The sequence below is a fragment of the Yoonia sp. KMU-150 genome, from assembly GCF_056858355.1.
On sequence record NZ_JBXEQF010000001.1, the window covers coordinates 1,491,594 to 1,517,962 of the forward strand.

General features: G+C 62.7%; 32 protein-coding genes. 31 read left to right on the forward strand and 1 reads right to left on the reverse strand.

Features of this window, described 5'->3' with window-relative positions:
- Positions 1 to 6 precede the first annotated feature (6 nt).
- The 31 genes from AC04PH_RS07275 (at position 7) to AC04PH_RS07425 (ending at position 24,465) form a co-directional block, all read left to right on the forward strand.
- On the forward strand, positions 7 to 618 hold the full coding sequence (locus tag AC04PH_RS07275; RefSeq protein WP_483065076.1) for an NADH-quinone oxidoreductase subunit C: 612 nt from the start codon (positions 7 to 9) through the stop codon (positions 616 to 618).
- Positions 618 to 1,007 (forward strand): hypothetical protein, encoded by a 390-nt coding sequence (locus AC04PH_RS07280; protein WP_483065077.1) that lies wholly within the window; start codon positions 618 to 620, stop codon positions 1,005 to 1,007. Before AC04PH_RS07275 ends, AC04PH_RS07280 begins: the two co-directional genes overlap by 1 nt.
- A complete protein-coding gene (locus AC04PH_RS07285; protein WP_483065078.1) occupies positions 1,004 to 2,242 on the forward strand; it encodes an NADH-quinone oxidoreductase subunit D in 1,239 nt (412 codons plus the stop codon). The genes AC04PH_RS07280 and AC04PH_RS07285 overlap by 4 nt, the downstream gene beginning before the upstream one ends.
- Positions 2,243 to 2,336: 94 nt before the next feature.
- A complete protein-coding gene (locus AC04PH_RS07290; protein WP_483065079.1) occupies positions 2,337 to 2,636 on the forward strand; it encodes a hypothetical protein in 300 nt (99 codons plus the stop codon).
- 121 nt (positions 2,637 to 2,757) lie between these two features.
- Positions 2,758 to 4,035, forward strand: a complete 1,278-nt coding sequence (gene nuoE, locus AC04PH_RS07295; protein ID WP_483065080.1) for an NADH-quinone oxidoreductase subunit NuoE — start codon at positions 2,758 to 2,760, stop codon at positions 4,033 to 4,035.
- A 174-nt stretch (positions 4,036 to 4,209) separates the two neighbouring features.
- Positions 4,210 to 5,082 carry an NADH:quinone oxidoreductase gene (locus AC04PH_RS07300; RefSeq protein WP_483065081.1) on the forward strand — a complete coding sequence of 291 codons (873 nt, stop codon included), beginning with the start codon at positions 4,210 to 4,212 and terminating at the stop codon, positions 5,080 to 5,082.
- Between the two features lie 13 nt (positions 5,083 to 5,095).
- Positions 5,096 to 5,326, forward strand: a complete 231-nt coding sequence (locus tag AC04PH_RS07305) for a DUF5337 domain-containing protein (protein ID WP_483065082.1) — start codon at positions 5,096 to 5,098, stop codon at positions 5,324 to 5,326.
- A 3-nt stretch (positions 5,327 to 5,329) separates the two neighbouring features.
- A complete protein-coding gene (gene nuoF, locus AC04PH_RS07310; protein ID WP_483065083.1) occupies positions 5,330 to 6,616 on the forward strand; it encodes an NADH-quinone oxidoreductase subunit NuoF in 1,287 nt (428 codons plus the stop codon).
- Between the two features lie 5 nt (positions 6,617 to 6,621).
- Positions 6,622 to 6,936 (forward strand): hypothetical protein, encoded by a 315-nt coding sequence (locus AC04PH_RS07315; RefSeq protein WP_483065084.1) that lies wholly within the window; start codon positions 6,622 to 6,624, stop codon positions 6,934 to 6,936.
- A gap of 4 nt (positions 6,937 to 6,940) precedes the next feature.
- On the forward strand, positions 6,941 to 7,246 hold the full coding sequence (locus tag AC04PH_RS07320) for a hypothetical protein (protein WP_483065085.1): 306 nt from the start codon (positions 6,941 to 6,943) through the stop codon (positions 7,244 to 7,246).
- A gap of 12 nt (positions 7,247 to 7,258) precedes the next feature.
- Positions 7,259 to 7,741, forward strand: a complete 483-nt coding sequence (locus tag AC04PH_RS07325) for a DUF3291 domain-containing protein (RefSeq protein WP_483065086.1) — start codon at positions 7,259 to 7,261, stop codon at positions 7,739 to 7,741.
- The gene (locus AC04PH_RS07330) at positions 7,738 to 7,968 is read left to right on the forward strand and encodes a hypothetical protein (protein ID WP_483065087.1); all 231 of its coding nucleotides are present in this window, start codon (positions 7,738 to 7,740) and stop codon (positions 7,966 to 7,968) included. Before AC04PH_RS07325 ends, AC04PH_RS07330 begins: the two co-directional genes overlap by 4 nt.
- Positions 7,969 to 8,058: 90 nt before the next feature.
- Positions 8,059 to 8,403, forward strand: a complete 345-nt coding sequence (locus AC04PH_RS07335; RefSeq protein WP_483065088.1) for a hypothetical protein — start codon at positions 8,059 to 8,061, stop codon at positions 8,401 to 8,403.
- Positions 8,404 to 8,524: 121 nt separating this feature from the next.
- A complete protein-coding gene (locus AC04PH_RS07340; protein ID WP_483065089.1) occupies positions 8,525 to 8,929 on the forward strand; it encodes a DUF5333 domain-containing protein in 405 nt (134 codons plus the stop codon).
- Positions 8,930 to 9,089: 160 nt separating this feature from the next.
- Positions 9,090 to 11,108: an NADH-quinone oxidoreductase subunit NuoG gene (gene nuoG / locus AC04PH_RS07345; protein WP_483065090.1), complete on the forward strand. Its 2,019-nt coding sequence runs from the start codon at positions 9,090 to 9,092 to the stop codon at positions 11,106 to 11,108.
- Entirely contained in the window at positions 11,109 to 11,498 is a 390-nt protein-coding gene (locus tag AC04PH_RS07350) for a hypothetical protein (protein ID WP_483065091.1), read from the forward strand.
- Between the two features lie 9 nt (positions 11,499 to 11,507).
- Entirely contained in the window at positions 11,508 to 12,548 is a 1,041-nt protein-coding gene (gene nuoH / locus AC04PH_RS07355) for an NADH-quinone oxidoreductase subunit NuoH (RefSeq protein ID WP_483065092.1), read from the forward strand.
- Positions 12,548 to 12,991, forward strand: coding sequence for a hypothetical protein (locus tag AC04PH_RS07360; RefSeq protein WP_483065093.1), 444 nt, complete (start codon positions 12,548 to 12,550; stop codon positions 12,989 to 12,991). Before nuoH ends, AC04PH_RS07360 begins: the two co-directional genes overlap by 1 nt.
- Positions 12,988 to 13,482: an NADH-quinone oxidoreductase subunit NuoI gene (gene nuoI, locus AC04PH_RS07365; protein ID WP_483065094.1), complete on the forward strand. Its 495-nt coding sequence runs from the start codon at positions 12,988 to 12,990 to the stop codon at positions 13,480 to 13,482. The genes AC04PH_RS07360 and nuoI overlap by 4 nt, the downstream gene beginning before the upstream one ends.
- Positions 13,479 to 13,880 carry a carboxymuconolactone decarboxylase family protein gene (locus AC04PH_RS07370; protein ID WP_483065095.1) on the forward strand — a complete coding sequence of 134 codons (402 nt, stop codon included), beginning with the start codon at positions 13,479 to 13,481 and terminating at the stop codon, positions 13,878 to 13,880. The genes nuoI and AC04PH_RS07370 overlap by 4 nt, the downstream gene beginning before the upstream one ends.
- The gene (locus AC04PH_RS07375; RefSeq protein ID WP_483065096.1) at positions 13,877 to 14,089 is read left to right on the forward strand and encodes a hypothetical protein; all 213 of its coding nucleotides are present in this window, start codon (positions 13,877 to 13,879) and stop codon (positions 14,087 to 14,089) included. The genes AC04PH_RS07370 and AC04PH_RS07375 overlap by 4 nt, the downstream gene beginning before the upstream one ends.
- Positions 14,086 to 14,691 (forward strand): NADH-quinone oxidoreductase subunit J, encoded by a 606-nt coding sequence (locus AC04PH_RS07380; RefSeq protein ID WP_483065097.1) that lies wholly within the window; start codon positions 14,086 to 14,088, stop codon positions 14,689 to 14,691. The genes AC04PH_RS07375 and AC04PH_RS07380 overlap by 4 nt, the downstream gene beginning before the upstream one ends.
- 32 nt (positions 14,692 to 14,723) lie before the next feature.
- Complete coding sequence (locus AC04PH_RS07385; protein WP_483065098.1) at positions 14,724 to 15,122, forward strand: hypothetical protein; 399 nt, start codon at positions 14,724 to 14,726, stop codon at positions 15,120 to 15,122.
- 170 nt (positions 15,123 to 15,292) lie between these two features.
- Positions 15,293 to 15,598 (forward strand): NADH-quinone oxidoreductase subunit NuoK, encoded by a 306-nt coding sequence (gene nuoK, locus AC04PH_RS07390; RefSeq protein WP_483065100.1) that lies wholly within the window; start codon positions 15,293 to 15,295, stop codon positions 15,596 to 15,598.
- Between the two features lie 6 nt (positions 15,599 to 15,604).
- A complete protein-coding gene (locus AC04PH_RS07395) occupies positions 15,605 to 16,003 on the forward strand; it encodes a hypothetical protein (protein WP_483065101.1) in 399 nt (132 codons plus the stop codon).
- 4 nt (positions 16,004 to 16,007) lie between these two features.
- Positions 16,008 to 18,251 (forward strand): NADH-quinone oxidoreductase subunit L, encoded by a 2,244-nt coding sequence (gene nuoL, locus AC04PH_RS07400; RefSeq protein WP_483065102.1) that lies wholly within the window; start codon positions 16,008 to 16,010, stop codon positions 18,249 to 18,251.
- Positions 18,251 to 19,792: an NADH-quinone oxidoreductase subunit M gene (locus AC04PH_RS07405; protein ID WP_483065103.1), complete on the forward strand. Its 1,542-nt coding sequence runs from the start codon at positions 18,251 to 18,253 to the stop codon at positions 19,790 to 19,792. The genes nuoL and AC04PH_RS07405 overlap by 1 nt, the downstream gene beginning before the upstream one ends.
- A 12-nt stretch (positions 19,793 to 19,804) precedes the next feature.
- Entirely contained in the window at positions 19,805 to 21,247 is a 1,443-nt protein-coding gene (gene nuoN, locus AC04PH_RS07410; protein WP_483065104.1) for an NADH-quinone oxidoreductase subunit NuoN, read from the forward strand.
- On the forward strand, positions 21,237 to 21,995 hold the full coding sequence (locus AC04PH_RS07415; protein ID WP_483065105.1) for a biotin--[acetyl-CoA-carboxylase] ligase: 759 nt from the start codon (positions 21,237 to 21,239) through the stop codon (positions 21,993 to 21,995). Before nuoN ends, AC04PH_RS07415 begins: the two co-directional genes overlap by 11 nt.
- Before the next feature lie 20 nt (positions 21,996 to 22,015).
- Positions 22,016 to 22,789 carry a type III pantothenate kinase gene (locus AC04PH_RS07420; RefSeq protein ID WP_483065106.1) on the forward strand — a complete coding sequence of 258 codons (774 nt, stop codon included), beginning with the start codon at positions 22,016 to 22,018 and terminating at the stop codon, positions 22,787 to 22,789.
- Positions 22,786 to 24,465: a ribonuclease J gene (locus AC04PH_RS07425; protein ID WP_483065107.1), complete on the forward strand. Its 1,680-nt coding sequence runs from the start codon at positions 22,786 to 22,788 to the stop codon at positions 24,463 to 24,465. Before AC04PH_RS07420 ends, AC04PH_RS07425 begins: the two co-directional genes overlap by 4 nt.
- A 300-nt stretch (positions 24,466 to 24,765) precedes the next feature.
- On the opposite strand, the gene AC04PH_RS07430 is transcribed toward AC04PH_RS07425, so the two are convergent.
- On the reverse strand, positions 24,766 to 26,358 hold the full coding sequence (locus AC04PH_RS07430; RefSeq protein ID WP_483065108.1) for a DEAD/DEAH box helicase: 1,593 nt from the start codon (positions 26,356 to 26,358) through the stop codon (positions 24,766 to 24,768).
- Positions 26,359 to 26,369 lie beyond the last annotated feature (11 nt).

Here is a 26,369-nt window from a genome sequence, read left to right on the forward strand (position 1 = left end):
GTGACGATGACTGACGCCTTGCAAGAACTCGGCACCCATATCGAGATGAAGCGCAACGACTGCGTGCTGTCGTGGGACGTGGCCCATCATGAATTGACGGTGACGGTGGCGCTCTCGAACCTCGTGGGCTTCGTCGAGTTTCTCAAGACCGACGGCACCTGCCAGTTCAACTCTCTCGTCGACATCACGGCGGTCGATTACCCCAGCCGGGCCAAGCGGTTCGATGTGGTCTATCACTTCCTGTCGATGTACCAGAACCAGCGCATCCGCATCCGCACGGAAGTACGCGAAAAGGATATGGTGCCCTCGATCATCGACGTGCACCCCTCCGCCAACTGGTTCGAGCGCGAGGTGTTCGATATGTTCGGCATCCTCTTTTCCGGCCATCCCGACCTGCGCCGCATCCTCACCGACTACGGCTTTCGCGGCTATCCGCTGCGCAAGGATTTTCCGACGACGGGCTATACCGAGGTCCGTTATGACGAGGTGCAAAAGCGGGTGGTCTATGAGCCTGTGAGCCTCGTGCAGGAATACCGCCAGTTCGATTTCATGTCCCCTTGGGAAGGCGCGCAATACGTCATTCCGGGTGACGAGAAGGCCGAGGAGGGGGCGAAGTGATGGAGAACTCGAGTTTCACCGGCAGTTTCCTCGTGATGTTTCTTGAGTTCTTTACTCCGATTTCAGTTTTTTGGATTGCGCTCGCTAGTTTCGTAATTCCAATCAAAGAATTTGCGACAATCGGATGGGCAATTCGAGCTGCTGTCACTATGACTGCAGTATCGCTGGTCATCGCAGTTGTGCTAGTCTTCTTATCTGTTGATTTTTCCCAAAATGTGTTTTCCCAGTTGGTATCACTGGGCAAATTGTCCGACGTCTTGGGGGCGGCAGTCGGCCTGTTCGGCATGGTTCTTGGATGCACACTTGCAGTTTTTGTCGGCTCTAAGTTCTCGCAATTTGCCGTGACCATGTTTGAACGCCTGAAACGCCATGGAGAGTTGAAACAATGATGGACGGTGATATCCGCACGAATACATATGACGACGGGTCCACCGATGCGGTGACTGGCGAGCAGAAGATCCGCAACTTCAACATCAACTTCGGCCCGCAACACCCTGCCGCGCATGGTGTTTTGCGTCTCGTGCTGGAGCTTGACGGCGAAATCGTCGAGCGGTGCGATCCGCATATCGGGCTGCTGCACCGCGGCACTGAAAAGCTGATGGAAAGCCGGACGTATCTGCAGAACCTGCCCTATCTGGACCGGCTCGATTACGTGGCCCCGATGAATCAGGAACACGCCTGGTGTCTGGCCATCGAAAAGCTGACCGGGACCGAGGTGCCGCGCCGCGCGCAGTTGATCCGCGTGCTATATTCCGAAATCGGCCGCATCCTGTCGCACCTGCTGAACGTCACCACGCAGGCGATGGACGTGGGCGCGCTGACGCCGCCGCTCTGGGGGTTCGAGGAACGCGAGAAGCTGATGGTGTTCTATGAACGGGCCTGCGGCGCGCGGCTGCACGCGGCCTATTTCCGCCCCGGCGGTGTGCATCAGGACCTGCCCGATCAACTGGTCGAGGATATCGACACCTGGGCGCAGGAATTCCCCAAGGTCATCGACGATATCGACGGGCTGCTGACGGAAAACCGGATTTTCAAGCAGCGTAACGCCGATATCGGTGTGGTAAGCGAACAAGACATTCAGGACTGGGGCTTTTCCGGAGTGATGGTGCGTGGGTCCGGTCTTGCCTGGGACCTGCGTCGCGCGCAGCCCTATGAATGCTATGATGAATTCGACTTCCAGATCCCTGTGGGCAAGAACGGCGACTGCTATGATCGCTATCTCGTGCGGATGGAGGAAATGCGGCAATCCACGTCGATCATCCGGCAGTGCTGCGACAAGCTGCGCGTTGAGCGCGGCGACGTGATGGCGCGTGGCAAGATGACCCCGCCGACACGCCACGCGATGAAGACGGATATGGAAAGTCTGATCCACCACTTCAAACTTTATACCGAAGGCTTTCACGTGCCCGCCGGAGAAGTCTATGCCGCCGTCGAGGCCCCGAAGGGCGAATTCGGCGTCTATCTGGTGGCGGACGGGACCAACAAGCCATACCGCGCCAAGCTGCGCGCGCCGGGCTACCTGCACCTGCAGGCGATGGACTATCTGGCGACGGGGCATCAACTGGCCGATGTGGCCGCGATTATCGGCACCATGGACGTGGTGTTCGGTGAAATCGACAGGTGACCCTGCTGGCGTTCACCTGGGGAATATTGGAATATGTCATGCCGGTCGGTCAGTTGAATTTCCAGATCGCCGCAATCTTGATGGAGATCGCACCATGAGAAAAATTATCGCCTTTTGCGCCCTGGCCGGTGCAGCCGCCTGTGCCGACATCGCGCCGGTGTCCGATCTCGTGCCGCGCCCGGCCACCCCGCAATTGAGCGCGAAAGAGCGTTTCGTGCGCGCTGTCGAAGGGCAGGGCTGTGTGCTGAGCGCCGCCAACGTCGGTGCGGTTCTCACCAGTGCCTCGATCACGGCGGACGACATGCGCCGGATCGTGCCCGAACTGGAAGCGGCGGGTCAGGCGGAGGTCGCCAGCGACGGCGAAATCCGCGTGCTGTCGGCCAACTGCATATGATCGCGATGTCCATCATCGGCGTCGTTCCGGGCTTCTTCGTGTCCGGGCTGGCGCTGCACCTTCCTCCCCTTGCCGTTTTCGCCACGCTGTCGGCGGGCACCCTGATGACCGGAATGAGCTGATGCTGCGCAGACTTTACCACAACCAGCCGGAAGATTTTGCCTTCACGCCGGACAACCTGAAATGGGCCGAGGCCCAGATGACGAAATACCCCGAGGGGCGTCAGGCCTCGGCGATCATTCCGTTGTTGTGGCGCGCGCAGGAGCAGGAAGGCTGGCTGACCCGCCCCGCGATCGAAAAGGTCGCCGAGATGCTCGATCTGGCCTATATCCGGGCGCTGGAAGTGGCGTCGTTCTACTTTATGTTCCAGCTGCAACCGGTTGGGTCCGTTGCACATATCCAGGTTTGCGGCACGCTGTCTTGCATGATCTGCGGGGCCGAGGATCTGGTCGCCGTCTGCCGCGAGAAGATCGCGGACAAGCCGCATGAACTCTCCGCCGACGGCAAATTCTCGTGGGAGGAGGTCGAATGCCTGGGGTCCTGCGCGAACGCGCCGATGGCCCAGATCGGCAAGGATTACTATGAAGACCTGACCGCCGCGCGGATGGGCGAGATCATCGACGAACTGGCCGCGGGCAAGGTGCCGGTGCCCGGTCCGCAGAACGGGCGCTATGCCGCCGAGCCGCTGAAAGGGCTGACCAGCCTCAAGGACTACGACAGCGGCAAGACGCAGTATAATGCGAGCGTTCAGCTTGCCACCGACATCGGCGATACCGTCAAACGGATCGACGGCACGGAGGTGCCGCTGCTGACCCCATGGCAGGACAGCGACGTGAAGACCAAATCGCCGCCGAAGCCCAAGAAGGGTGCGCCGCGCACCACTATGGAAAAGAAGGCCGACGCGAAAGAGCCGCGCCCGGCCAAGGGTGCGCCTGCGGACGACACCGGTGTGACCGAACAGCAGGCCCAGGACCAATCCCGCGCCAAGCCGCAGTCGAAGCGCGATCCCGCCAAGGACGGCAGTACGGCGGCGGATGCCGATGCCGCGCAGACGTCCGGGGCTGACGCGAAGGCGAAACCGGCAGCCAAGACGTCCGCGAAGGCGAAGAAGGCGACGAAGACCGCCACGGCGGCGACCGGATCGCCCGACGGCGTTGCCGAAGAGGCACCGACGACGCTGGACGCGCCGCGCGCGGGTGGGGCCGACGACCTCAAGCGGATCAGCGGCGTGGGGCCAAAGCTGGAAGGGGTTTTGAACGATCTGGGGTTCTGGCACTTCGACCAGATCGCGGCCTGGACCGCGGCAGAGGTCGCCTGGGTCGACAGCCGTTTGAAGTTCAAGGGCCGGATCGAGCGCGACGACTGGATCGGCCAGGCCAAGGCGTTGATGAAGGCATGACGGCGCGGTCGCGGACCGGCACCTGAAAATCCCTTATCAAGCGGGGACAAAGGTGGTTATGGTGCGATCGCGGCTTGACCGGGCGCAGTGCCCCGCAGCCGTCTGTGAAACATGCCGGTGCAGACACGCCCCCCGTGTCGGTCCCGGAAGGGGGAGAGACGACAGATGAGCAATATGACACAACCAAGCCCCGGCGTGATCGCCGTCGCGGCGATCTGCGGACTGGCGGCCCTGCTGGTCTCGTGGCTGGGTTTCGATTTCGGGTTTTTCGCGGCCCTCCTGATCGGCATCATCGTCGCGGTGATCGTGGCGATCATCCTGATGCTGGGTTGGCGCGCACCCTACGATGCGTCGGCAGGCGCAAGCGGTATGCCGTCATCACCTTCCGCTTCGGCGCATGCCGGTGGGGCGACGCAGACCCCCGTCAGCCCGCGCCCCGTGACGGGCGGTCTTTCGGCGGGTGGAGAGGCTGCCGCGACCGATGAGATCAAGGCCGACGCGTCAGTCGCACCGGCGGCGGCCACCATGCCGGCCTCCGCGACAACACCAGCGTCCGACGCGCCGGAGACGGCATCCACACCGGAGCCTAAGGCCGCACCCGTGGCGAAGGCGCCCGCTGCACCCAAAGCGACCGATGCGCCCGCGCCGAAAGCACCGCCCGCGCCGGAAGCGGCCGAGACACCTGAACCGGAGGCAGCATCCGCGCCGGAACCGAAAGCCGCGCCGGCACCTGCTGCCGCAAGCAGTGATGCGACAGATGCGGACAAGCCCGAACTGCTGAGTGCCGCGCGCGACGGAGGGCCGGACAACCTCAAGCAGATCAAGGGTGTGGGGCCAAAGCTCGAAGGGATGCTGCACCGGATGGGCGTGTTCCATTTCGACCAGGTCGCCAGCTGGGGACCGTCCGAAGTGGCCTGGGTCGACCGGAACCTCGAAGGGTTCAAGGGCCGGGTCAGCCGCGACGACTGGGTCGCGCAGGCCAAGGTTCTTGCCGCCGGCGGCGCGACCGAATTTTCCAGCAAAGTGAAGAAAGGCGGCGTCTACTGACGCCGGCAGACCCATGACACAGACCGGCAAGACATCCGCAGCCAAGGCCGGACAGCGCACGGCGCTGCTCATGGCTGGTGTGGGTGTCTTCTGGATCGTGGCGACCTATGCCGGCGGGCAGTTGGGCTGGTCCAACCGTACGCGCGCGTTATTTGACCTTGCAGCGCTGGCCGGTTTCGGCTTTGCGCTGTGGCAGACATATCTTCTCTGGCGCGCGCGCCGGAGCGACGACCCAGAAAGGTAGCAGATGCTGAAAGATCAGGACCGGATTTTCACCAACCTTTACGGGATGCACGACCGCACCCTGGACGGCGCGAAAAAGCGCGGTCACTGGGACGGCACGGCCGGGATCATCGGCAAGGGCCGTGACTGGATCGTGGACGAGATGAAGGCCAGCGGATTGCGCGGGCGCGGCGGTGCCGGTTTCCCGACCGGGCTGAAGTGGTCGTTCATGCCCAAGGAAAGCGACGGGCGGCCCGCCTATCTGGTGGTCAACGCCGACGAATCCGAGCCGGGCACCTGCAAGGACCGCGAGATCATGCGCCACGATCCGCACACCCTGATCGAGGGGTGCCTGATCGCCAGCTTCGCGATGAACGCCCATGCCTGCTATATCTACATCCGCGGTGAGTATATCCGCGAGAAAGAGGCGCTGCAGGCGGCCATCGACGAGGCTTACGAGGCCGGTCTGCTGGGCCGCGATGCCGCAGGCTCTGGCTGGGATTTCGATCTCTATCTGCATCACGGGGCGGGCGCCTATATCTGCGGCGAGGAAACGGCGCTGCTGGAAAGCCTCGAAGGCAAGAAGGGGATGCCGCGGATGAAGCCGCCGTTCCCTGCGGGTGCAGGCCTATATGGCTGCCCCACGACCGTGAACAACGTGGAATCCATCGCCGTGGTGCCGACGATCCTGCGTCGTGGCGGATCATGGTTTGCGGGCATGGGCCGTCCGAACAACGTCGGCACCAAGCTGTTCGCGATCTCGGGTCATGTGAACAACCCCTGCGTGGTCGAGGAAGAGATGTCGATCACGTTCGAGGAGCTGATCGACAAACATTGCGGCGGGATTCGCGGCGGCTGGGACAACCTCAAGGCCGTGATCCCCGGCGGATCGTCCGTGCCGGTCGTGCGCGGCGAGAAGATGCGCGACGCGATCATGGATTTCGACTACCTGCGCGGCGAACTGGGGTCCGGCCTTGGCACGGCGGCGGTGATCGTGATGGATCAGAGCACCGACATCATCAAGGCGATCTGGCGGCTGTCGAAATTCTACAAGCACGAAAGCTGTGGGCAGTGCACGCCATGCCGCGAAGGCACCGGCTGGATGATGCGGGTGATGGAGCGGTTGGTGCGCGGCGATGCGGACCCGGCTGAAATCGACATGCTGTTCGATGTGACCAAGCAGGTCGAGGGCCACACGATCTGCGCGTTGGGTGATGCGGCCGCATGGCCGATCCAGGGCCTGATCCGCAATTTCCGCGACGAGATCGAAGACCGGATCAAGCACAAACGCACGCCGGTCGCCGCGGAGTAATGCGATTGCCCCGCAAACGGTCGCCGCAGGAGCGCGGCGACGACGTGCGGCAGTCGGTTCTGATGATCGTGATCTTCGGCGTGGCTTTTGTCGCGGGACTGGCGCTGATCTATGCCAGCGAGACCTATTTTGGGTCGGTGCTGGTGCTGAACGGGGTCGGGCTGGCGCTGGTGATCATCGGCGGATACCTGTTCATCCAAAGCCTGTTCGAGGCCGCCATCGCGCTGACCATCGGGTTCAAATGGTTCCTGCTGATCTTTGGCGCGGTGATCCTGCTGGGCGGTGTGATGAGCGGCTATCAATATCTGTCCGGAGGCTGATCCAATGCGGGACGATGACCGACAGGAGGCTGATCCCGGCGCAATCGACCCCGTGCTGGCCGGGATCGCCGTCGTCGCGGTGATCATCGGCGGCGCATTGTTCTACGCCGCGACCTTCACCGATTGGGAAAGCGCGTGGGCGTTCTTCGGCGGGCTTGCCCTGATGGGGCTGGGCCTGTCAGCGCTGGCGCAGGGTGCGCTGGTCTACGTGCTGGGCCATGGGCGGTATCGCGCGGTGCTGGCGCTGTTGCTCATGCTCGCGGCGATTGTCTATGCGCTTTGGGCTGGTTACGATGCACTGATGTCGTAGGGAGCGGATCGCATGCATTTGGCACAACTCAATATTGGACGTCTGCTGACGCCCACCGACGACCCGCAGGTCGCGGACTTCATGGCGAACCTCGACCGGATCAACGGGCTGGGAAAGCGGATGCCCGGATTCGTGTGGATGGCCGAAGGGTCTGGCGAGCCGGGCACCGGCAATACAGAGGCCAAGCTGGACGGCGATCCGCAATTCGTTTCGAACCTGACAGTCTGGGACAGCGTCGAGAACCTTGAAAAATTCGTCTGGGGTACGATCCACAAGCAGTTCTACGAACGCCGCGCGGAGTGGTTCGAGCATATGCGCGACATGCATTTCGTGATGTGGTGGGTGCCGGAGGGGCATAGGCCCACGCTGGACGAGGCGCGCGCGAAACTGGCCCATCGTCAGGCGCATGGCGACAGCGACGAGGCCTTCGGCTGGGGCTGGGTCAAGGAGGCGCGGATGCACGAGACACACGCCTGCGCGCCTGCCGCGTCATGAAACCGATCGTCGACGGAGCGGTCAGCCTTGTCGCCGCGGTGCTGACGGTCTTCCTGTGCGGTGTGCCGGCCTGGTTCACCTTCCAGGCGATCCAGTCCGGCGCGGCACCCGTCTGGGCCTATGCCGCGGTCGCGGGTCTGGTGGCGGTCGGTGTGCTGATGACGATGGCCTTTCTGCGCAAGGCATTGCGCGGGATCAGCCCGTCGCGCACGCGCCGCCGCGCCTGACGCCGCTTGGGTCTGGTTTTCACGACTTGGCCCGCATGCGCGGCGTCACGTAGACTGCGCGGGAAATTCTTAAGCTAAAGGATATGTGCCATGCGTTTGCTGATGACCGGCCTGATCGCCATAGTTGCCTTGCCTGCAGGCGTGATAGCCGAAGAGGCGCAGGTGACCGAGACGCGCAGTCTTGGCGCGCCCGAATTCTACGAAAGTACGACGGCCGTGCTGGACGACGGTTCGTTCCTGTCGCTTTCGACCTCGGCCACACCGGTCACGGTGGTCTATCGCCGCGTCGGCGGCGACCCGTTGACCGATCTTGACGCCGCAGCGTTGGCCACGTCCGCTTACGTCTGCGATGGCTTCGACATGATCGACAAAGTGTCGACCGTCACGCCTGACGCGATCACATTCTCCTATCGTTGCATCACGCCTGATCAATAAGGCGGTCCGCCCGGCGGGCTTTTGCCCGATTTTCCGCGGGGATATTGAATAACAGCCGTGCCTGACCGATGTCAGACGACAGAAGGGCGGCGTGACCGCCCGGCACCGAGGAGCAGAGCACATGAAAACCCCGACCCTGATCACCGCCGCCGCGATGGGCATCGCCATGCTGGCCGGCGCGTCGTCTGCGCAATCGGCCCTGCGCGATGTCGCGGAAATCCGCGAAGGGCTGATCGCCGTCGGCAGCGCCTATGAGATCAGCGAGAAATGCGGCTCCATCTCGGCCCGGACATTCCGTGGGCTGGGGTATCTCAACAGCCTGCGCAACCGCGCGCTCGAACTTGGTTTTACGTCCGCGCAGATCGACGCCTATACCGACGACAAGGCCGAACAGGACCGTCTGGAGGGCATCGCGCGTGCCCGGCTGGCCGAGAAGGGCGTCGTGCCGGGGCAGGAGGCAAGCTACTGCGCCGTCGGACAAGCAGAAATCGCCGCCGGAAGCGCCATCGGGCAATTGCTTTACTGACACGTCGGTCGACCGGTCCGCCACCGCGCGCCTGCGTCAAAAACGCACTCAAAAATCGCGCTACCGGCTGGCATCGCCTGCGCCCATCCGTTAAACCCGTGACAAAGGCCGCGCGCCCCTTCGCAGGGGCCGTGCGACTGCGGGAACGAAAAGGCGTGCCATGTCCGATCTGAAAAAAGTCGTCATCGATGGAAAAGAGGTCGAGGTGCCCGGGGCGATGACCCTGATCCAGGCCTGCGAGGTCGCGGGCATCGAGATCCCGCGCTTCTGCTATCACGAACGGCTGACCATCGCGGGCAACTGCCGCATGTGCCTGGTAGAGGTCGTGGGCGGCCCGCCCAAGCCTGCCGCGTCCTGTGCCATGCAGGTCAAGGACCTGCGCCCGGGTCCGGAGGGTCAGGCGCCGCAGGTCAAGACCAACAGCCCCATGGTCAAGAAGGCCCGCGAGGGCGTGATGGAATTCCTGCTGATCAATCACCCGCTGGATTGCCCGATCTGCGATCAGGGCGGCGAGTGTGACCTGCAGGATCAGGCGATGGCTTACGGGGTGGATTTTTCCCGTTTCCGCGAACCCAAGCGTGCCACCGAAGACTTGGATCTCGGCCCGCTGGTCGAAACTCATATGACCCGCTGCATTTCCTGCACCCGCTGCGTGCGCTTCACCACCGAGGTCGCGGGCATTCACCAGATGGGGCAGACGGGCCGTGGCGAGGATGCGGAAATCACGTCTTATCTGGGCGAGACGCTCGATTCGAACATGCAGGGCAACATCATCGACCTGTGCCCGGTGGGCGCGCTGGTGTCCAAACCCTATGCGTTTACCGCGCGGCCGTGGGAGTTGTCCAAGACGGAATCCATCGACGTGATGGATGCGCTTGGCTCCAATATCCGCGTGGACACAAAGGGCCGCGAAGTCATGCGCTTCCTGCCGCGCAACCACGACGGCGTGAACGAGGAATGGATTTCCGACAAGACGCGGTTCGTCTGGGACGGGCTGCGCCGTCAGCGTCTGGATACGCCCTATATCCGCGAGAATGGCAAGCTGCGCAAAGCGGGCTGGGGCGAGGCCTTGGGTGCTGCTGCGGCCGCGATGAAGGGCAAGAAGGTTGCGGGGCTTGTCGGCGATCTGGCCCCGACAGAGGCGGCTTTTGCGCTGAAAGCGATGATCGAGGAGCAAGGCGGGAACGTCGAATGCCGCACCGATGGTGCGAAGCTGCCCGCGGGCAACCGCTCCGGCTATGTCGGGACGGCGACCGTGGAAGATATCGAAAACGCGCAGATGATCATGCTGATTGGGACCAACCCGCGCCTGGAATCGCCGGTGCTGAACGCGCGTATCCGCAAGGCCTGGACCAAGGGCGCGAAGATCGCACGGGTCGGCGCGCCTGTCGATCTGACCTATGACGTGATCGAGATGGGCACCGACCGCGCGGCGCTGCAGAAACTGGCGGATATGGACCATTCCGACAAGAATGGCGTGCCGGGCGTGATGATCATCGGGCAGGGCGCGCTGACAGAGGCCGACGGTGCCGCCGTGCTGGGCACCGCGATGCAGATGGCCGAAGCCGGGACGTCGAATTTCATGGTCCTGCACACCGCCGCTGGCCGTGTCGGCGCGATGGACGTGGGTGCCACGACCGAGGGCGGCATGGAAGCCACGCTCGACGGGGCAGAGGTGATCTACAACCTGGGCGCGGACGAGATCGACATCGCCGCAGGGCCGTTCGTGATCTATCAGGGCAGCCACGGTGACCGGGGCGCGCACCGCGCCGATATCATCCTGCCCGCCGCCGCCTATACCGAGGAAAACGGCGTTTTCGTGAATACCGAAGGCCGCCCGCAACTGGCCCTGCGTGCCAGCCACCCGCCGGGAGAGGCCAAGGAAAACTGGGCGATCCTGCGCGCGCTGTCGGCTGAACTGGGTGCCACGCTGCCTTTCGACAGCCTCGCGCAGTTGCGGCGCGACATGATCGCCGCGCATCCGCATCTGGGCGTGATGGACGCCGTGCCTGAGAACGACTGGCAACCGCTGGAGGCCAAGCCGATGGGCAAGGCCGATTTCCGCTACGCGATTTCCGACTTCTGGCTCACCAACCCGATCGCCCGCGCGAGCGAGTTGATGGCGGAACTTTCTGCCAACGCCAAGGCGCGGGCGAACCCGCCGATGGCCGCTGAATAGGTGCGCAACGCCGTCCTCATAAGCGCGGCGGCCCTTGCGGGCTGCGTCGGGACGACACCGCCGCCCGAGGACGCGCCCTTTGTGCCGTCGTATCGCGGTGTGGAAACCCGATTGCTCGACGGCGATCTGGTGAATTTCCGGGTACAGATGACGGGCGCGCGCGGGCAGGCCGATGTGATCGACTATGCCAAATGCGCCGCGGCGCAATATACGCTGATCCGGGGTTATGGGTTCCTGCGGCAGGTGCGCACTACCGCCGCCGAGGACTCTGGTCTTTGGACCGCAGATGCTGTTTACACCATCTCGCCTGCCTTGCCGCGCGGGAACGCAACGATAGACGCCGAAGTGACGGTGGCCGAATGTGGCCGTGCCGGCATACCGACGGTGTAAGGGACCGATATGATAGAGTTTTTCACCCAAACGAACCTCGGCATGGTGCTTTTGATCCTCGGTCAGTGTCTGCTGGTGCTGATCCCGCTGCTCGTCGCACTCGCGTTCCTGATGTATGCCGACCGCAAGATCTGGGCCGCCGTGCAGATGCGCAAGGGGCCGAATATCGTGGGGCCCTTCGGGCTTTTGCAGTCGTTCGCGGATTTCCTGAAATACATCGTCAAGGAAATCGTCGTCCCTGCGGGGGCCGACAAATCGGTCTTTTTCCTGGCTCCGATGATTTCTTTCGTGCTGGCCGTGATCGCCTGGGCGGTGATCCCGTTCAACGACGGCTGGGTGGTGTCGGACATCAACGTGGCGATCCTTTACGTCTTCGCCGTCTCCTCGCTGGAAGTCTACGGCGTGATCATGGGCGGCTGGGCGTCGAACTCCAAATATCCGTTTCTTGGCTCACTCCGCTCCGCCGCGCAGATGATCTCCTACGAAGTGTCGCTGGGTCTGATCATCATCGGTGTGATCATTTCGACCGGGTCGATGAACTTCGGTGCGATCGTGGCCGCGCAGGATGGTGATTGGGGCCTGCTGAACTGGTATTTCATCCCGCATTTCCCGATGCTGTTCCTGTTCTTTATCAGTGCCCTGGCCGAAACCAACCGCCCGCCGTTCGACCTGCCGGAGGCGGAATCGGAACTGGTCGCCGGCTATCAGGTGGAATACTCGTCCACGCCCTTCCTGCTGTTCATGATCGGCGAATTGATGGCCGTGGTGCTGATGTGCGCCCTCGTCGCCCTGCTGTTCTTCGGCGGCTGGCTGTCGCCGGTGCCGTTCCTGCCGGACGGTGTGTTCTGGATGGTCCTGAAAATGGCCGCCGTGTTCTTCATGTTCTCGATGGTGAAGGCGATCACCCCGCGCTACCGCTACGACCAGTTGATGCGCATCGGCTGGAAGGTGTTTCTGCCGTTGTCGCTGGCCTGGGTCGTGCTGGTGGCGTTCCTGGCCAAGTTCGAGGTGTTCGGCGGCTTCTGGGCCCGCTGGGCTGTGGGGGGCTGATGCGTTTTCTCACCATCCTTTGTGCGATGACCCTGACGCAGCAGGCGGCGGCGCAAAGCGGCTGCACGATGGTGGCGTCCGAACTGGACCGCCATTACCGCAGCCTTGGCACGCCGGAAGCCACGCAGGCGGCAGAACGATTGAGCGACCTCGACGCCGATTTCATCCTGCAGCTTTACACCGATACCGCGCGCGACGTGGCGAAATCGCTGCACAGGGACCGTGCGCTTGCGGATGAGGACATCGCGGTGCTGGACAACCTGACCGGTGTGATCGACTGCTTCATCGGCGATCAGGAGCGTGCGGTGATCGTCGGCGGCGTATCGCTGCCGTTCACCGAACGCTTCGCCGAACCGATGCGGCTGGCTCTGCTTGACGCTGCCTATGCCCGCAACGCCGCGGCACCCGTGCTGAACTGTATCCGAGGGGGAGACTGCCAATGAGCACTTTCGACTATACCCGCGCCGGCAAATATTTCCTGCTGATGGATTTCTGGAAAGGCTTTGGCCTTGGCATGAAGTATTTTTTCAGCCCCAAGGCCACCGTGAACTACCCGCACGAGAAGGGGCCGCTGTCCCCGCGTTTCCGTGGCGAGCACGCCCTGCGCCGCTATCCCAACGGCGAGGAACGCTGCATCGCATGCAAGCTGTGCGAAGCGGTCTGCCCCGCGCAGGCCATCACCATCGACGCCGAACCGCGCGACGACGGCAGCAGGCGGACCACGCGCTACGACATCGACATGACGAAGTGTATTTACTGCGGCTTCTGCCAGGAAGCCTGCCCGGTTGATGCCATCGTCGAAGGGCCGAATTTCGAGTTTTCGACGGAAACGCGCGAGGAACTCTACTACAACAAGGAAAAGCTGCTCGACAACGGCGACCGCTGGGAAGCGGAGATCGCCCGCAACCTGGAAATGGATGCGCCCTACAGATGACCGAAGCCAACAACCCTTTCGCCGCGATGATGAAGTTTGGTCAGGACATGGCCAAACAGTTGAACCCCGCGCTGGAATCCTTCACGCCCAAGGGCTTCGAGGATATGTTCCCGACCATGCCCAAGGACATGATGGAAACTTTCATGGGCAAGGGGCTGAATCCCGAAGGGCTCGATGCGAAGACAAAGCTGCTCTTGACCCTGCAGGGCCTGACCATCATGGGCGCGCAGGCCGAGGCGCAGGTGCGGCTGACGGTGCGCCATGCGGTCGAGGCAGGGGCGACCAAACAGGAGGTCGCCGAAACCATCGCCCAGGCCGCCCTGTTCGGCGGCGTGCCCGCGATGACCAAGGCGATGGAACTGGCGACGGAAGTCCTGGACAAGGATGCCGAGACATGAGCGAGAACGTGGATAACCTGATCCTGCAGCAATTGCGCGAGATACGGGCGGACATCGGCGAAATGAAAACCGACATTACGTCGATCAAGACCGATCTCAGCGATGTGGACCAGAAAGTCGATGGTCTGGCGATCATGCTGACGATGCTTGCCGGGCATGTCCATCATGTGGAAGCGCGCGTCGAGACCTTGGAAGGGGCACCAAAATGACCGTAGCCGCGTTCACATTCTATCTATTTGCCATGTCCACCGTGATCGGCGGGCTGTTCACCGTGATCAGCCGCAACCCGGTGCATTCAGTGCTCTGGCTGATCCTTGCGTTCCTGTCCTCGGCGGGTCTGTTCGTGCTGCTGGGTGCGGAATTTGTCGCGATGCTGCTGATCATCGTCTATGTCGGCGCGGTCGCGGTGCTGTTTTTGTTTGTCGTCATGATGCTCGATGTCGATTTCGCGGAACTAAAGGCGGAGATGACGAAATACCTGCCGCTGGCACTTCTGATCGGTGTCATCATCGTGATGCAGCTGATGCTGGCTTTCGGGGTCTGGGGCTTTGCCGACAACGTGGCAGAAAACCTTGCGGCACCCGTCAGTGAATTCAACAATACCGGTGCGCTGGGACTGCTGATCTACGACAAATACATCATCCTGTTCCAGCTTGCCGGGCTGATCCTGCTGGTGGCGATGATCGGAGCCATCGTGCTGACACTGCGCCACCGCGTGGATATCAAGCGCCAGAACGTGATCGCCCAGATGCACCGCGATCCGGTTAAGGCGATGGAACTGCGGGACGTGAAACCGGGGCAGGGACTCTGATGCGCCTTGCGGCGATCATATGCTTTGGCCTGATGGCCGCGCCCGTTGCGGCAGAGCCACCGCTTGCATTTTGCGATTGGGACCCGGCAGGACAGCGCCTGACCGCGCCCGGCCTTGTCGGCATGCTGGAGGTATATCCCTATGCGGTCAGCAATGGCTGGGTGACGTTCACGGCCTTCCCGTCGCACCGGGGGATCAGGGGCGCACAAATGGTGCTGCAGCACTGTGCCAGTGACAATTACCTGATCATTGCTCTGCCGGACAACGACGCCGCCGCACAGGAGGCCGCCGGGCTGTTCGAAACCATGCTCTACAGCGAAACCACCTACACCCTGCGCCAATTCGGCGAGGCCGTCGCCCCGCTGGGTGCCGGTGCGCGCATCGGGCAGGACGATCTTGGCCGTTGCGCTTGCGATCACGCGGGATATTGAGCATGAGCACGCGAAATGACACACACCGCCAAGCAGGAGATATCTGAGATGTCGAGAACAACACTTGTCGTGATCCTCGTGGTCGCTGTCGTCGTCTTCGGCGGCGGGTTCGCGCTGCGCTAGACGCAAAGAAATAACAACGGCGGCACAGACCTGCCGGAGGGACGGATATGATCGGACTAGAACACTATCTCGCGGTTGCGGCGGCACTTTTCGTGATCGGCATCTTCGGGCTGTTCCTGAACCGCAAGAACGTGATCATCCTGCTGATGAGCATCGAATTGATGCTGCTGGCGGTGAATATCAACTTCGTGGCCTTCTCCAGCTTTCTCAACGATCTGGTGGGGCAGGTGTTCACGCTGTTCGTGCTGACGGTCGCCGCCGCCGAGGCCGCGATCGGCCTTGCGATCCTCGTCTGTTTCTTCCGCAACCGTGGCACGATCGACGTCGAAGACGTCAACGTGATGAAGGGGTAGGGCGTGATGCGCGGGCTTTCCTCACTGCTTGGCATCGGCCTGTCCGTCCTTGCGACGGGTGCGTCGGCCATCGTCGTTGCACCGACCTGCACGGGCGCGGACGGCGCGGGCTACTGGCAGTCCGAGGCGTTGACCGGCGGTTTCGTCGTCGCGCGCGGCGGCAATGCCACACAGGACCTTGTTCTGCTGGCAAGCTGTTCGTCCGGGACAGTGCTGCGGATCGCGACTGACAATTCGTCGAGCCCGGTCGGCGAGATCTACCAGAGCCTGATCGCCGCCGTGGCCAGCGCGGAAACCTATACCTTCGAAGACCTTGCGGCACGCTATAATCTTGGCGATTGGCAGCAGGCGACAATCACGACAATTCCGGCAGAGCTTTGCAGCTGCTTGAGCGGGGGCCTTTAAGACCATGGAAACCATTATCCTTTTCGCCCCCCTTGTCGGTGCCATCATCGCCGGTTTCGGCTGGAAACTGATCGGCGAGACGGCAGCGCAGTGGGTCACCACCGGGCTGCTGTTCCTCGCCGCCTTCCTGTCATGGGTCGTGTTCCTGACATTCGACGGCGTGACCGAGAACATCCAGATCCTGCGCTGGATCGAAAGTGGCAGCCTGTCGACCGACTGGGCGATCCGCATGGACCGGCTGACCGCCACGATGCTGATCGTGATCACGACCGTTTCGGCGCTCGTGCACCTCTATTCCTTCGGTTACATGGCGCATGACGAGAACTTCAAGGAAGGCGAGCATTACAAGGCCCGCTTCTTCGCATACCTCTCGTTCTTCACCTTCGCCATGCTGATGCTGGTGACGGCGGACAACCTCGTGCAGATGTTCTTTGGCTGGGAAGGCGTGGGCGTCGCCTCCTACCTGCTGATCGGTTTCTACTACCGCAAACCCAGCGCCAATGCCGCCGCGATCAAAGCCTTTGTGGTCAACCGCGTCGGCGACTTCGGTTTCGCGCTGGGTATTTTCGCGCTCTTCATGATGACCGACAGTATCAAGTTCGACGACATCTTCGCCGCGGCCCCCGATCTTGCCACGCAGACGATGGGTTTCATCGGGCTGGAGTTCAACGCCGCCAACCTGATCGGCATCCTGCTGTTCATCGGCGCGATGGGTAAATCGGCGCAGCTTGTCCTGCACACCTGGCTGCCCGACGCGATGGAGGGCCCGACACCCGTGTCCGCCCTGATCCACGCGGCGACGATGGTGACGGCGGGTGTGTTCCTCGTCTGCCGGATGTCGCCGGTGTTCGAATACGCGCCCGAGGCCAAGCAGTTCATCGTGTTCCTTGGTGCGTCCACAGCTTTCTTCGCCGCCACTGTCGGTCTCGTGCAGAACGACATCAAGCGCGTGATCGCCTATTCGACCTGTTCGCAGCTGGGCTATATGTTCGTGGCCGCCGGTGTCGGTGTCTATTCCGTCGCGATGTTCCACCTGCTGACGCACGCGTTCTTCAAGGCGATGCTGTTCCTTGGGGCGGGCTCCGTCATTCACGGGATGCACCACGAACAGGACATGCGAAACTACGGCGGGCTGCGCCATAAGCTGCCCAAAACCTTCTGGGCCATGATGATCGGCACGCTTGCGATCACCGGCGTCGGCATTCCATTGCTCTACATCGGCTTCCCTGTTGGTTTTGCCGGATTCGTGTCCAAGGACGCCATCATCGAAAGCGCCTTCGCCGCCGATGCGGGCTATGCCTTCTGGATGCTCGTCATCGCCGCCTGCATGACCAGTTTCTACAGCTGGCGTTTGATGTTCCTGACGTTCTATGGCACACCGCGTGGCGACCAGCACACGCACGAGCACGCACATGAAAGCCCCAATGTCATGCTGATCCCGCTGGCGGTGCTGGCCGTCGGCGCGATCTTCTCGGGCATGGTGTTCTACAAGCCGTTTTTCGGCAGCGACAAATATGTCGGCGAATACTTCGGTGTGATCGAGGCGAAGGCCGGCGACGACGATCATGCCGCAGGCTTTACCCTGATCGCGCCCGCCCATGCGCAGGACGCGACCGGCGCGGTCGAGGATCTGGTCGAGGGTGGTGTTGACGGTACGGCCGACGCTGCCGAGATCGAGGAAATCACCACCGACACCGAAGCCGATCACGGCGACGCCACCGATGACCACGCGGCGGAAGGCGATCACGGCGACGCGCATGGCGACGATCACGGCACGGCCTGGCCCGCCGAACCGGGGCAGGGCGCGATCTTCAAGGCACCCGACAACCATGTCCTGCACGAGGCGCACAACGTTCCCGTCTGGGTCAAACTGTCGCCGTTCATCGCGATGCTGGCCGGTTTCGCGCTGGCCTACCAGATGTATATCCGGCGGCCCGACCTGCCGGCCAAACTGGCCGCGAACCAGCGCCCGCTCTACAACTTTCTGCTCAACAAATGGTACTTCGACGAGCTGTATGATTTTGTCTTCGTGCGCCCCGCGATTGCCATCGGCCGGATCTTCTGGCGGCAGGGTGACACCAGGACCATTGACGGCACGATCAACGGTGTCGCGATGGGGATCATTCCGTTCTTCACCCGCCTCGCCGGTCGGGCGCAGTCGGGTTATATGTTCACTTACGCATTCGCGATGGTTCTGGGGATAACAGTGCTTCTGACATGGGTCACGCTGGCCGGGGGGGCGAACTGATGGACAACCTTCTGTCGCTCACCACCTTCATGCCGCTGATCGGCGCGCTGATCCTCGCGCTGTTCCTGCGCGGCGATGACGCGGCGGCCCAGCGCAACGCCAAATGGGTGGCGCTCGCGACGACTGCGGCGACCTTCGTGGTGTCGCTGTTCATCCTGGCGCAATTCAACCCTGCGGACACAGGCTTTCAGATGGTCGAGGAACGGCCCTGGCTGCTTGGCCTGCAATACAAGATGGGTGTCGACGGAATCTCGATCCTTTTCGTGATGCTGACGACGTTCCTGATGCCGCTGGTGATCGCGTCCTGCTGGAGCGTGGAAAACCGCGTGAAGGAATACATGATCGCGTTCCTGATCCTCGAGACGCTCATGCTGGGCGTCTTCATGGCGCTAGACCTCGTGCTCTTCTACCTCTTCTTCGAGGCCGGCCTGATCCCGATGTTCCTGATCATCGGCATCTGGGGCGGGGCGAACCGCATCTATGCGTCGTTCAAGTTCTTCCTCTACACCTTCCTCGGCTCGGTCCTGATGCTCGTCGCGATGGTGGCGATGTTCAACGACGCGGGCACCACCGACATCCCGACCCTGATGGCTCATGAATTCGGATCGGAAAGTTTTTCGCTGCTGGGCGTGCAGATCATTGGCGGCGCGCAGACCCTGATGTGGATCGCCTTCTTCGCCTCCTTTGCGGTGAAAATGCCGATGTGGCCGGTCCACACCTGGCTGCCTGACGCGCACGTGCAGGCGCCGACCGCCGGGTCGGTCGTGCTGGCCGCGATCTTGCTGAAGATGGGCGGCTACGGCTTCCTGCGGTTCTCCCTGCCGATGTTCCCCGTCGGGTCAGAGGTGATGGGGCCGCTGGTGCTGTGGCTGTCGGCCATCGCCATCGTCTATACCTCGCTGGTGGCGCTGGTGCAGGCGGACATGAAAAAGCTGATCGCCTATTCGTCGGTGGCACACATGGGCTACGTCACCATGGGTATCTTTGCGGTGAACCAGCAAGGGATCGACGGCGCGATCTTCCAGATGATCTCCCACGGCTTCATCTCCGGCGCGCTCTTTCTTTGCGTCGGCGTGATCTACGACCGGATGCACACCCGCGAGATCGACGCCTATGGCGGCCTCGTGAACCGGATGCCGGCCTATGCGCTGATCTTCCTGTTCTTCACCATGGCCAACGTCGGCTTGCCGGGCACGTCGGGGTTCATCGGTGAATTCCTGACGCTGATGGGCATTTTCCAGGTCAACGTCTGGGTCGCGATCATCGCCACCTCGGGCGTGATCCTGTCGGCGGCCTATGCGCTGTGGCTTTACCGCCGCGTGGTGCTGGGCGATCTGATCAAGGAAAGCCTGAAGTCGATCACCGACATGACGCGCCGCGAAAAGCTGATTTTCGCGCCGCTGGTGGCGATGACGCTGCTGCTGGGCGTCTATCCGGCGCTGGTACTCGACATCATCGGGCCAAGCGTCGCCGCGCTCGTCGGCCAGTACGACACCGCTACCGCCGCCTATGAGGCGGCCAACCAACTCGCCTCGCAATAAGGACCGGTGCAGATGACTGCTGACCTCCAAATCATCCTGCCTGAAATCCAGCTGTCGGTCTTTGCGATGCTAGGGCTGATGCTGGCCGTCTATACCACCAAGGATCTGATGGCCGCGCGCCTGACATGGGTGACCGCGGGTTTCTTCATCTTCCTTGCCGTCACCATCGGGTTCGGCGAGGGCGGCACCCAGACCGCCTTTGACGGGATGTTCGTCAGCGACGGCTTTTCACGGTTCTCCAAGGTCATGATCCTCGTCTCCGCCGCCGCCATTCTGGTGATGAGCCAGGACTACATGCAGCGGCGCGGCCTCTTGCGGTTCGAATACCCGTTGCTCGTGGCACTCGCCGTGGTCGGCATGATGGTGATGGTCAGCGCGGGCGACCTCATGGTGCTTTATATGGGGCTGGAACTGCAGTCGCTTTCGCTTTACGTCGTGGCCGCCCTGCGCCGCGACAGCGTGAAGTCGACCGAAGCCGGGTTGAAGTATTTCGTGCTTGGCGCGCTGTCCTCCGGTCTGTTGCTGTACGGCGCGTCGCTGGTCTACGGGTTCGCGGGCACTACGCTCTTCACCGGTGTCATCGCCGCCGTGCAGACGGAAGTGACGCTGGGTCTTCTCTTCGGTCTGGTCTTCCTGCTGGCGGGTTTCGCATTCAAGGTATCGGCGGCACCGTTCCATATGTGGACGCCCGACGTGTACGAGGGCTCTCCCACGCCGGTGACGGCCTTCTTCGCGACCGCGCCGAAGGTCGCCGCAATGGCCCTGTTCGCGCGCGTCGTGCATGATGCCTTCGGCGGGATCACTGACCAGTGGCAGCAGATCGTCGCTTTCCTGTCGGTCGTGTCGATGTTCCTGGGGGCTATCGCCGCCATCGGCCAGACCAACATCAAGCGTCTGATGGCCTATTCCTCCATCGCACATATGGGGTTCGCGCTGATGGGGCTTGCGGCAGGTACGGCCTTTGGCGTGCAGGCGATGCTGATCTACATGGCGATTTACGTGACGATGAACATCGGCACCTTCGCCTTTATCCTGATGATGGAGAAAGACGGCCGCCCTGTGACCGACATCGCCGCACTGCAATCCTATTCCAAGCAGAATCCGCTGATGGCGCTGGTCGTGCTGATTATGATGTTCAGCCTGGCGGGTGTGCCGCCGCTGCTGGGTTTCTTCGGCAAGTTCTACGTGCTGCGCGCGGCCTATGATGCGGGGCTGGGCTGGCTTGCAGTGGCCGGTGTGATCGCTTCGGTGATCGGCGCGTTCTATTACCTGCGGATCGTCTACTACGTTTATTTCGGGGAAGACCGCGACGGCCTCGACGGCAGATCGAACCCGGTGCTCTGGGTCGCGGCGGTCGTGACGGCGGCGATCATCGCCATCGGCTGGCTGCCGGGCATCAACCTTTTCGGGGTCGAGGCCTGGGCCGAAACCGCGGCGGCAACGCTTGTCGACTGACGAGACAGCCGCCCCGTGGCCCGAAGGCTATGACCGGCTGATCCTGGACGAGGTCGACAGCACCATGGCAGAGGCGCAGCGCCGCCTGCCGTTGCTGGATCGCCCGACATGGATCATGGCGCATCACCAGACCAACGCACGGGGTAGACGCGGCAAACCGTGGGTCGTCCCGCCGGGCAACCTGTCCGCCACGCTGATCGGCAGGCCCGGCGTCACCGCGCAAGAGGCCGCACGCCATTCCTTTCTGGCTGCCAACGCGCTGTTCGCGGCGCTGGCGATGCACGTCAGCCCGGACAAGCTGGGCCTGAAATGGCCGAACGACGTGCTTTTGGGTGGCAAGAAGGTCGCCGGTATCCTTCTGGAAAGCAGCGGCACCGGCCATTTCGTCGACTGGCTCGCGGTCGGGGTCGGTGTAAACCTGCGCCACGTGCCGGACGGCGTGGAAGATGCCGCGTTTGCGCCGACCAGTCTTATGGCCGAGGGTGGTGACGAAATCGCGCCCGAGGATTTCCTGACTACGCTGGCCGACTGCTACGCTACGCAGGAGGCGAAACTGGCCAAGCTGGGGTTCGCCCGGATCCGCGAGGACTGGCTGAAAAACGCAGCCCGTCTGGGCGAGGTCATCACCGCCCGCACCGGCACCGAAGAGATCACCGGCACCTTCGACACCATCGACGCCGAGGGCAATCTGGTGCTGATCACCGGCAAAGGACCGCGGGCAATTTCCGCGGCGGATGTGTTTTTCTGAAAGTAAGGGGAGGGCGGAACATGCTCCTGGCCATCGACTGCGGCAATACCAACACCGTCTTTGCCATCTGGGACGGCGACGACTGGGTCGCAAGCTGGCGCACCGCCACCGAATGGCAACGCACGGCGGATCAATACTACGTATGGCTGTCCTCGCTGATGCGGTTCCAGAACCTCGACGTGCAGATTGACGAGGTGATCGTGTCCTCCACCGTGCCGCGCGTGGTCTTCAACCTGCGCGTCTTTTCCGACCGTTATTTCAACTGCCGCCCCATCGTGGTGGGCAAGCCCGATTGCGCGCTGCCCGTCGATCCGCGCGTCGATATCGGCACGCAGGTGGGGCCGGACCGGCTGGTCAACACCGCCGGCGCCTTTGACCGGCACGGCGGCGACCTGATCGTCGTGGATTTCGGGACCGCCACGACGTTCGACGTTGTGGCGCATGACGGTGCTTACGTCGGTGGCGTGATCGCGCCCGGTGTAAACCTGTCGCTGGAGGCGCTGCACAATGCCGCCGCCGCACTGCCGCATGTCGATATCACCAAACCGCAAAGCGTCGTGGGCACCAATACCGTGGCCTGTATGCAATCGGGCATCTTTTGGGGTTACATCGGTCTGGTGCGTGAGATATGCGCGCGGATCAAGGCGGAACGCGGCGTGCCGATGCGGGTGATTTCCACCGGCGGCCTGGCCCCGCTGTTTCAGCAAGCCGAAACACTTTTCGACGTCTACGAAGACGATTTGACGATGCACGGCCTGACCGTCATCCACCGCTACAACAAGGAGCTCGTATGAGCCGCAAGAAACAAAACGACCGCCTGATCTATCTGCCCCTCGGCGGGGCAGGCGAGATCGGGATGAACGCCTATGTCTATGGCTATGGCAAACCCGGCAAGGAGCGCCTGATCGTCGTCGATCTGGGTGTGACCTTTCCGGATATGGACACCACGCCGGGGGTGGACCTGATCCTGCCCGACATCGCCTGGCTGCGCGACCGCAAGGCCGATATCGACGGTATCTTCATCACCCACGCGCATGAGGATCACGTCGGTGCCATCGGGCACTTCTGGGAGGACCTGGGCGCGCCCGTCTATGCGCGCCCCTTCACCGCCAATATCGCGCGGCGCAAGCTGGCCGAACACGGGCACCCGGACAATGTGGTGAAAGTGGTCGATCCCTATCCGCAAATGCTGACCTGCGGACCGTTCCAGATCGCCTATCTGCCGATTTCGCACTCGATTCCCGAAAGCGCGGGTCTGTTGATCGACAGCCCCGAGGGCCGCATCCTGCATTCGGGTGATTTCAAGATCGACCTGACGCCGGGCGTCGGCGATCCGTTCAATCAGCCGCTGTGGGAAGAGGTGTCGAAGGATGGCGTGAAGGCGCTTGTCTGCGACAGCACGAACGTGTTTTCGCCCGAACCTGGACGCTCCGAGTCCACCATCGGCCCGGCGATCACCGAACTGATGAAAACGGCGGACGGCATGGTCGTCGCCACCACCTTCGCGTCCAACATCGCGCGGCTGCGCACGCTGGCCCATGCCGCGACAGAGGCGGGGCGCTCCGTCTGCCTGCTGGGCCGGTCGATGCAACGGATGACGCAGGCCGCGCAGGACGTCGGCCTACTGACCGATTTCCCCGCCACCATCAGCCCTGAGGATGCGCAGAACATGCCCCGGAACGAGGTCATGTTGCTGGTGACGGGAAGCCAAGGCGAGCGCCGCGCGGCCTCCGCGCAACTGGCGCAGGGCAAGTATCTCGGGCTGTCGCTGAAGGAAGGCGACACTTTCCTGTTTTCCTCCAAGACGATCCCCGGCAACGAGCGCGGTGTCATCCGCATCATGAACCAGCTGTCCGAACTGGGCGTCGATGTCGTGGACGATGCGGGCGGCAAATATCACGTGTCCGGCCACGCCAACCGCCCCGACCTGATCACCCTGCACGAGATCACAAAACCGCAGATCCTGATCCCGATGCATGGCGAACATCGCCACCTGCGCGAGCATGTGAAACTGGGTAACGAGCGCGGCCTGACCGGCGTGGTCGCCGTGAACGGCATGATGATCGACCTCAGCGGCAACCAGCCCACGGTGGCCGAATATATCGAGACCGGGCGCACCTATCTCGATGGATCGGTGCAGGTCGGCCAGTTCGACGGCATCGTGCGCGACCGGATCCGCATGGCGGTGAACGGCCAGATCGTGATCACCCTGATCATCGACGAGGACGACGCGCCCTTGGGCGACCCCTGGGTGGAACTGTCCGGCCTGCCGGAGGCGGGCGGCAGCGGCGCATCCCTGATCGAGGCGATCGAGGAAGACCTAAGCCAGTTCGTCAACCGCGCCAAACCCAAGACCCTGCGTGACGATGTGGCGCTGGAAAAAGAGCTCAAGCAGATCGCCCGCCGCACCGCGCAATCCGAGATCGGCAAGAAGCCCGAGGTGATGGTGATCGTGTCGCGGCTGGCCTGATGTCAGGTCAGAGAATTTGCGCCCGCTGACGCGGTCGCCCGGCGCGCCGCCTGCGGCGGCGCGGGCGCTGTGCGCTTTTTGAGTATTTCTGGCAAGGTGATGCCGGAACGTGGCGCATCAAGATAGAGTGGGCGCGCGCGATCACCAGCAAAAGTTAATCATTCGGCCGTTGCCTGCTGCTCACCGGCAGAGTGAAACCGTTGCTCTTGTGGTTTGTGTTCGGCCTGCACGCATATGCATGACAGGCCCTATTGATGGAACGATTGACACAGCATTGGCGGGGCGAGCCCCGCCGCGCCGTCAGGTCTTCGCCCGCTCCGAAAAGCTCTTGGCGATGAAGCTGGGCGTGTCGTCGCCCATGCCGACGGTGCGGTTGTCATTGCCGCGCCCACGGTTGTTATGCTGGCCGCCCTGCCGTTTGTCGGATTGGCTGCCGCTCCGGTCGTTCTGCTGCTGGCCGTCGCGTCCGCCACGACCGCCGCGGCGCTTGTCGTCGCTACCGCGCGCATCCTGCGTTTCCGAGGCCTGCGGGGCGGCTGTCTCTTCGGCCTTGCCACGCCCGCGACCGCGCGACTTGGGTGCATCCGCGTCGCCCTTGGGCTCCGGCGCGGCAGCCGTCTTGGCGTCGTCGCCGGCTGCGGCTTTGTCCTCGCGCGGTTTGCGGCTGCGGGTCCGGCTGCGCTTGGGCTTGTCGCCCTCGGCGCTGCCGTCGTCATCCTGCTGGCCGGTCGGGGCAGGGCGGTTGCCCTGCGGATCGTCCAGTCGCGGCACCTCCGACTTGATCAGCCGCTCCACGTCTGCGAGGTTCTTTTCGTCGCGCGGATTGCAGATCATGATCGTGGTACCTTTGCGGCCCGCACGGCCCGTGCGGCCGATCCGGTGCACGTAATCCTCGGCATGGCTGGGCACGTCGAAGTTGAACACATGGCTCACCGCCGGAATGTCGAGCCCGCGCGCGGCCACGTCGGAGGCCACGAGGAATTTCAGCGACCCGTCGCGGAACTGATCCAGCGTCTTGGTGCGGTGCGACTGATCCAGATCGCCATGGATCGGGGCCGCATCCAGTCCGTGCTTTTTCAAGGACTTGGCGACGATATCCACATCCGACTTGCGGTTGCAGAAGATGATCGCGTTCTTCAGGCCTTCGCCTTCGTTCTCGATCAGCGCGCGCAGCAGGTTGCGCTTTTCCGTGCCTTCGCGGTCCTTGCGGGACGCCTTGAACATCACCACGCCCTGCTTGATGTTCTCGGACGTGGTCGCGGCGCGGGCCACCTCGATCTTGACGGGGGCAGACAGGAAAGTGTTGGTGATCCGCTCGATCTCGGGCGCCATGGTGGCCGAGAAAAACAGCGTCTGCCGGGTAAACGGCGTTTTCTTGAAGATTTCCTCGATATCGGGGATGAACCCCATGTCGAGCATCCGGTCAGCCTCGTCCACGACCATGATCTTGACGTCTGACAGGATCAGCTTGCCGCGTTCGAAATGGTCGAGCAGGCGGCCCGGTGTCGCGATCAGCACGTCGACACCCTTGTCGATCAACAGGTCCTGTTCCTTGAACGACACGCCGCCGATCAGCAGGGCCTTGGTCAGCTTGGTGTATTTGGCGTAGGTGTCGAAGTTTTCGGCGACCTGTGCAGCCAGTTCCCGTGTCGGGGCCAGGACCAGCGAGCGTGGCATCCGCGCCCTTGCGCGGCCACGCCCAAGCAGGGTGATCATCGGCAGGGTAAATGCCGCCGTCTTGCCGGTGCCGGTCTGGGCGATGCCCAGCACGTCCTTGCCTTCGAGCGCGGGGCCGATGGCACCGGCCTGGATCGGGGTGGGGGTGTCATAGCCGGTTTCGGCGATGGCTTTGAGAACCTTCTTGTCGAGGTTCAGATCGGTAAATTTTGTCATAGGGCCCTTTC

What these genes read in the sequence shown, in the direction of transcription:
- AC04PH_RS07275 (WP_483065076.1), top strand. Translation starts at nt 7, where the DNA reads ATGACTGACGCCTTGCAAGAACTCGGCACCCATATCGAGATGAAGCGC.
- AC04PH_RS07280 (WP_483065077.1), top strand. Translation starts at nt 618, where the DNA reads ATGGAGAACTCGAGTTTCACCGGCAGTTTCCTCGTGATGTTTCTTGAG.
- AC04PH_RS07285 (WP_483065078.1), top strand. Translation starts at nt 1,004, where the DNA reads ATGATGGACGGTGATATCCGCACGAATACATATGACGACGGGTCCACC.
- AC04PH_RS07290 (WP_483065079.1), top strand. Translation starts at nt 2,337, where the DNA reads ATGAGAAAAATTATCGCCTTTTGCGCCCTGGCCGGTGCAGCCGCCTGT.
- nuoE (WP_483065080.1), top strand. Translation starts at nt 2,758, where the DNA reads ATGCTGCGCAGACTTTACCACAACCAGCCGGAAGATTTTGCCTTCACG.
- AC04PH_RS07300 (WP_483065081.1), top strand. Translation starts at nt 4,210, where the DNA reads ATGACACAACCAAGCCCCGGCGTGATCGCCGTCGCGGCGATCTGCGGA.
- AC04PH_RS07305 (WP_483065082.1), top strand. Translation starts at nt 5,096, where the DNA reads ATGACACAGACCGGCAAGACATCCGCAGCCAAGGCCGGACAGCGCACG.
- nuoF (WP_483065083.1), top strand. Translation starts at nt 5,330, where the DNA reads ATGCTGAAAGATCAGGACCGGATTTTCACCAACCTTTACGGGATGCAC.
- AC04PH_RS07320 (WP_483065085.1), top strand. Translation starts at nt 6,941, where the DNA reads ATGCGGGACGATGACCGACAGGAGGCTGATCCCGGCGCAATCGACCCC.
- AC04PH_RS07325 (WP_483065086.1), top strand. Translation starts at nt 7,259, where the DNA reads ATGCATTTGGCACAACTCAATATTGGACGTCTGCTGACGCCCACCGAC.
- AC04PH_RS07330 (WP_483065087.1), top strand. Translation starts at nt 7,738, where the DNA reads ATGAAACCGATCGTCGACGGAGCGGTCAGCCTTGTCGCCGCGGTGCTG.
- AC04PH_RS07335 (WP_483065088.1), top strand. Translation starts at nt 8,059, where the DNA reads ATGCGTTTGCTGATGACCGGCCTGATCGCCATAGTTGCCTTGCCTGCA.
- AC04PH_RS07340 (WP_483065089.1), top strand. Translation starts at nt 8,525, where the DNA reads ATGAAAACCCCGACCCTGATCACCGCCGCCGCGATGGGCATCGCCATG.
- nuoG (WP_483065090.1), top strand. Translation starts at nt 9,090, where the DNA reads ATGTCCGATCTGAAAAAAGTCGTCATCGATGGAAAAGAGGTCGAGGTG.
- nuoH (WP_483065092.1), top strand. Translation starts at nt 11,508, where the DNA reads ATGATAGAGTTTTTCACCCAAACGAACCTCGGCATGGTGCTTTTGATC.
- AC04PH_RS07360 (WP_483065093.1), top strand. Translation starts at nt 12,548, where the DNA reads ATGCGTTTTCTCACCATCCTTTGTGCGATGACCCTGACGCAGCAGGCG.
- nuoI (WP_483065094.1), top strand. Translation starts at nt 12,988, where the DNA reads ATGAGCACTTTCGACTATACCCGCGCCGGCAAATATTTCCTGCTGATG.
- AC04PH_RS07370 (WP_483065095.1), top strand. Translation starts at nt 13,479, where the DNA reads ATGACCGAAGCCAACAACCCTTTCGCCGCGATGATGAAGTTTGGTCAG.
- AC04PH_RS07375 (WP_483065096.1), top strand. Translation starts at nt 13,877, where the DNA reads ATGAGCGAGAACGTGGATAACCTGATCCTGCAGCAATTGCGCGAGATA.
- AC04PH_RS07380 (WP_483065097.1), top strand. Translation starts at nt 14,086, where the DNA reads ATGACCGTAGCCGCGTTCACATTCTATCTATTTGCCATGTCCACCGTG.
- AC04PH_RS07385 (WP_483065098.1), top strand. Translation starts at nt 14,724, where the DNA reads ATGGCCGCGCCCGTTGCGGCAGAGCCACCGCTTGCATTTTGCGATTGG.
- nuoK (WP_483065100.1), top strand. Translation starts at nt 15,293, where the DNA reads ATGATCGGACTAGAACACTATCTCGCGGTTGCGGCGGCACTTTTCGTG.
- AC04PH_RS07395 (WP_483065101.1), top strand. Translation starts at nt 15,605, where the DNA reads ATGCGCGGGCTTTCCTCACTGCTTGGCATCGGCCTGTCCGTCCTTGCG.
- nuoL (WP_483065102.1), top strand. Translation starts at nt 16,008, where the DNA reads ATGGAAACCATTATCCTTTTCGCCCCCCTTGTCGGTGCCATCATCGCC.
- AC04PH_RS07405 (WP_483065103.1), top strand. Translation starts at nt 18,251, where the DNA reads ATGGACAACCTTCTGTCGCTCACCACCTTCATGCCGCTGATCGGCGCG.
- nuoN (WP_483065104.1), top strand. Translation starts at nt 19,805, where the DNA reads ATGACTGCTGACCTCCAAATCATCCTGCCTGAAATCCAGCTGTCGGTC.
- AC04PH_RS07420 (WP_483065106.1), top strand. Translation starts at nt 22,016, where the DNA reads ATGCTCCTGGCCATCGACTGCGGCAATACCAACACCGTCTTTGCCATC.
- AC04PH_RS07425 (WP_483065107.1), top strand. Translation starts at nt 22,786, where the DNA reads ATGAGCCGCAAGAAACAAAACGACCGCCTGATCTATCTGCCCCTCGGC.
- AC04PH_RS07430 (WP_483065108.1), bottom strand. Translation starts at nt 26,358, where the DNA reads ATGACAAAATTTACCGATCTGAACCTCGACAAGAAGGTTCTCAAAGCC.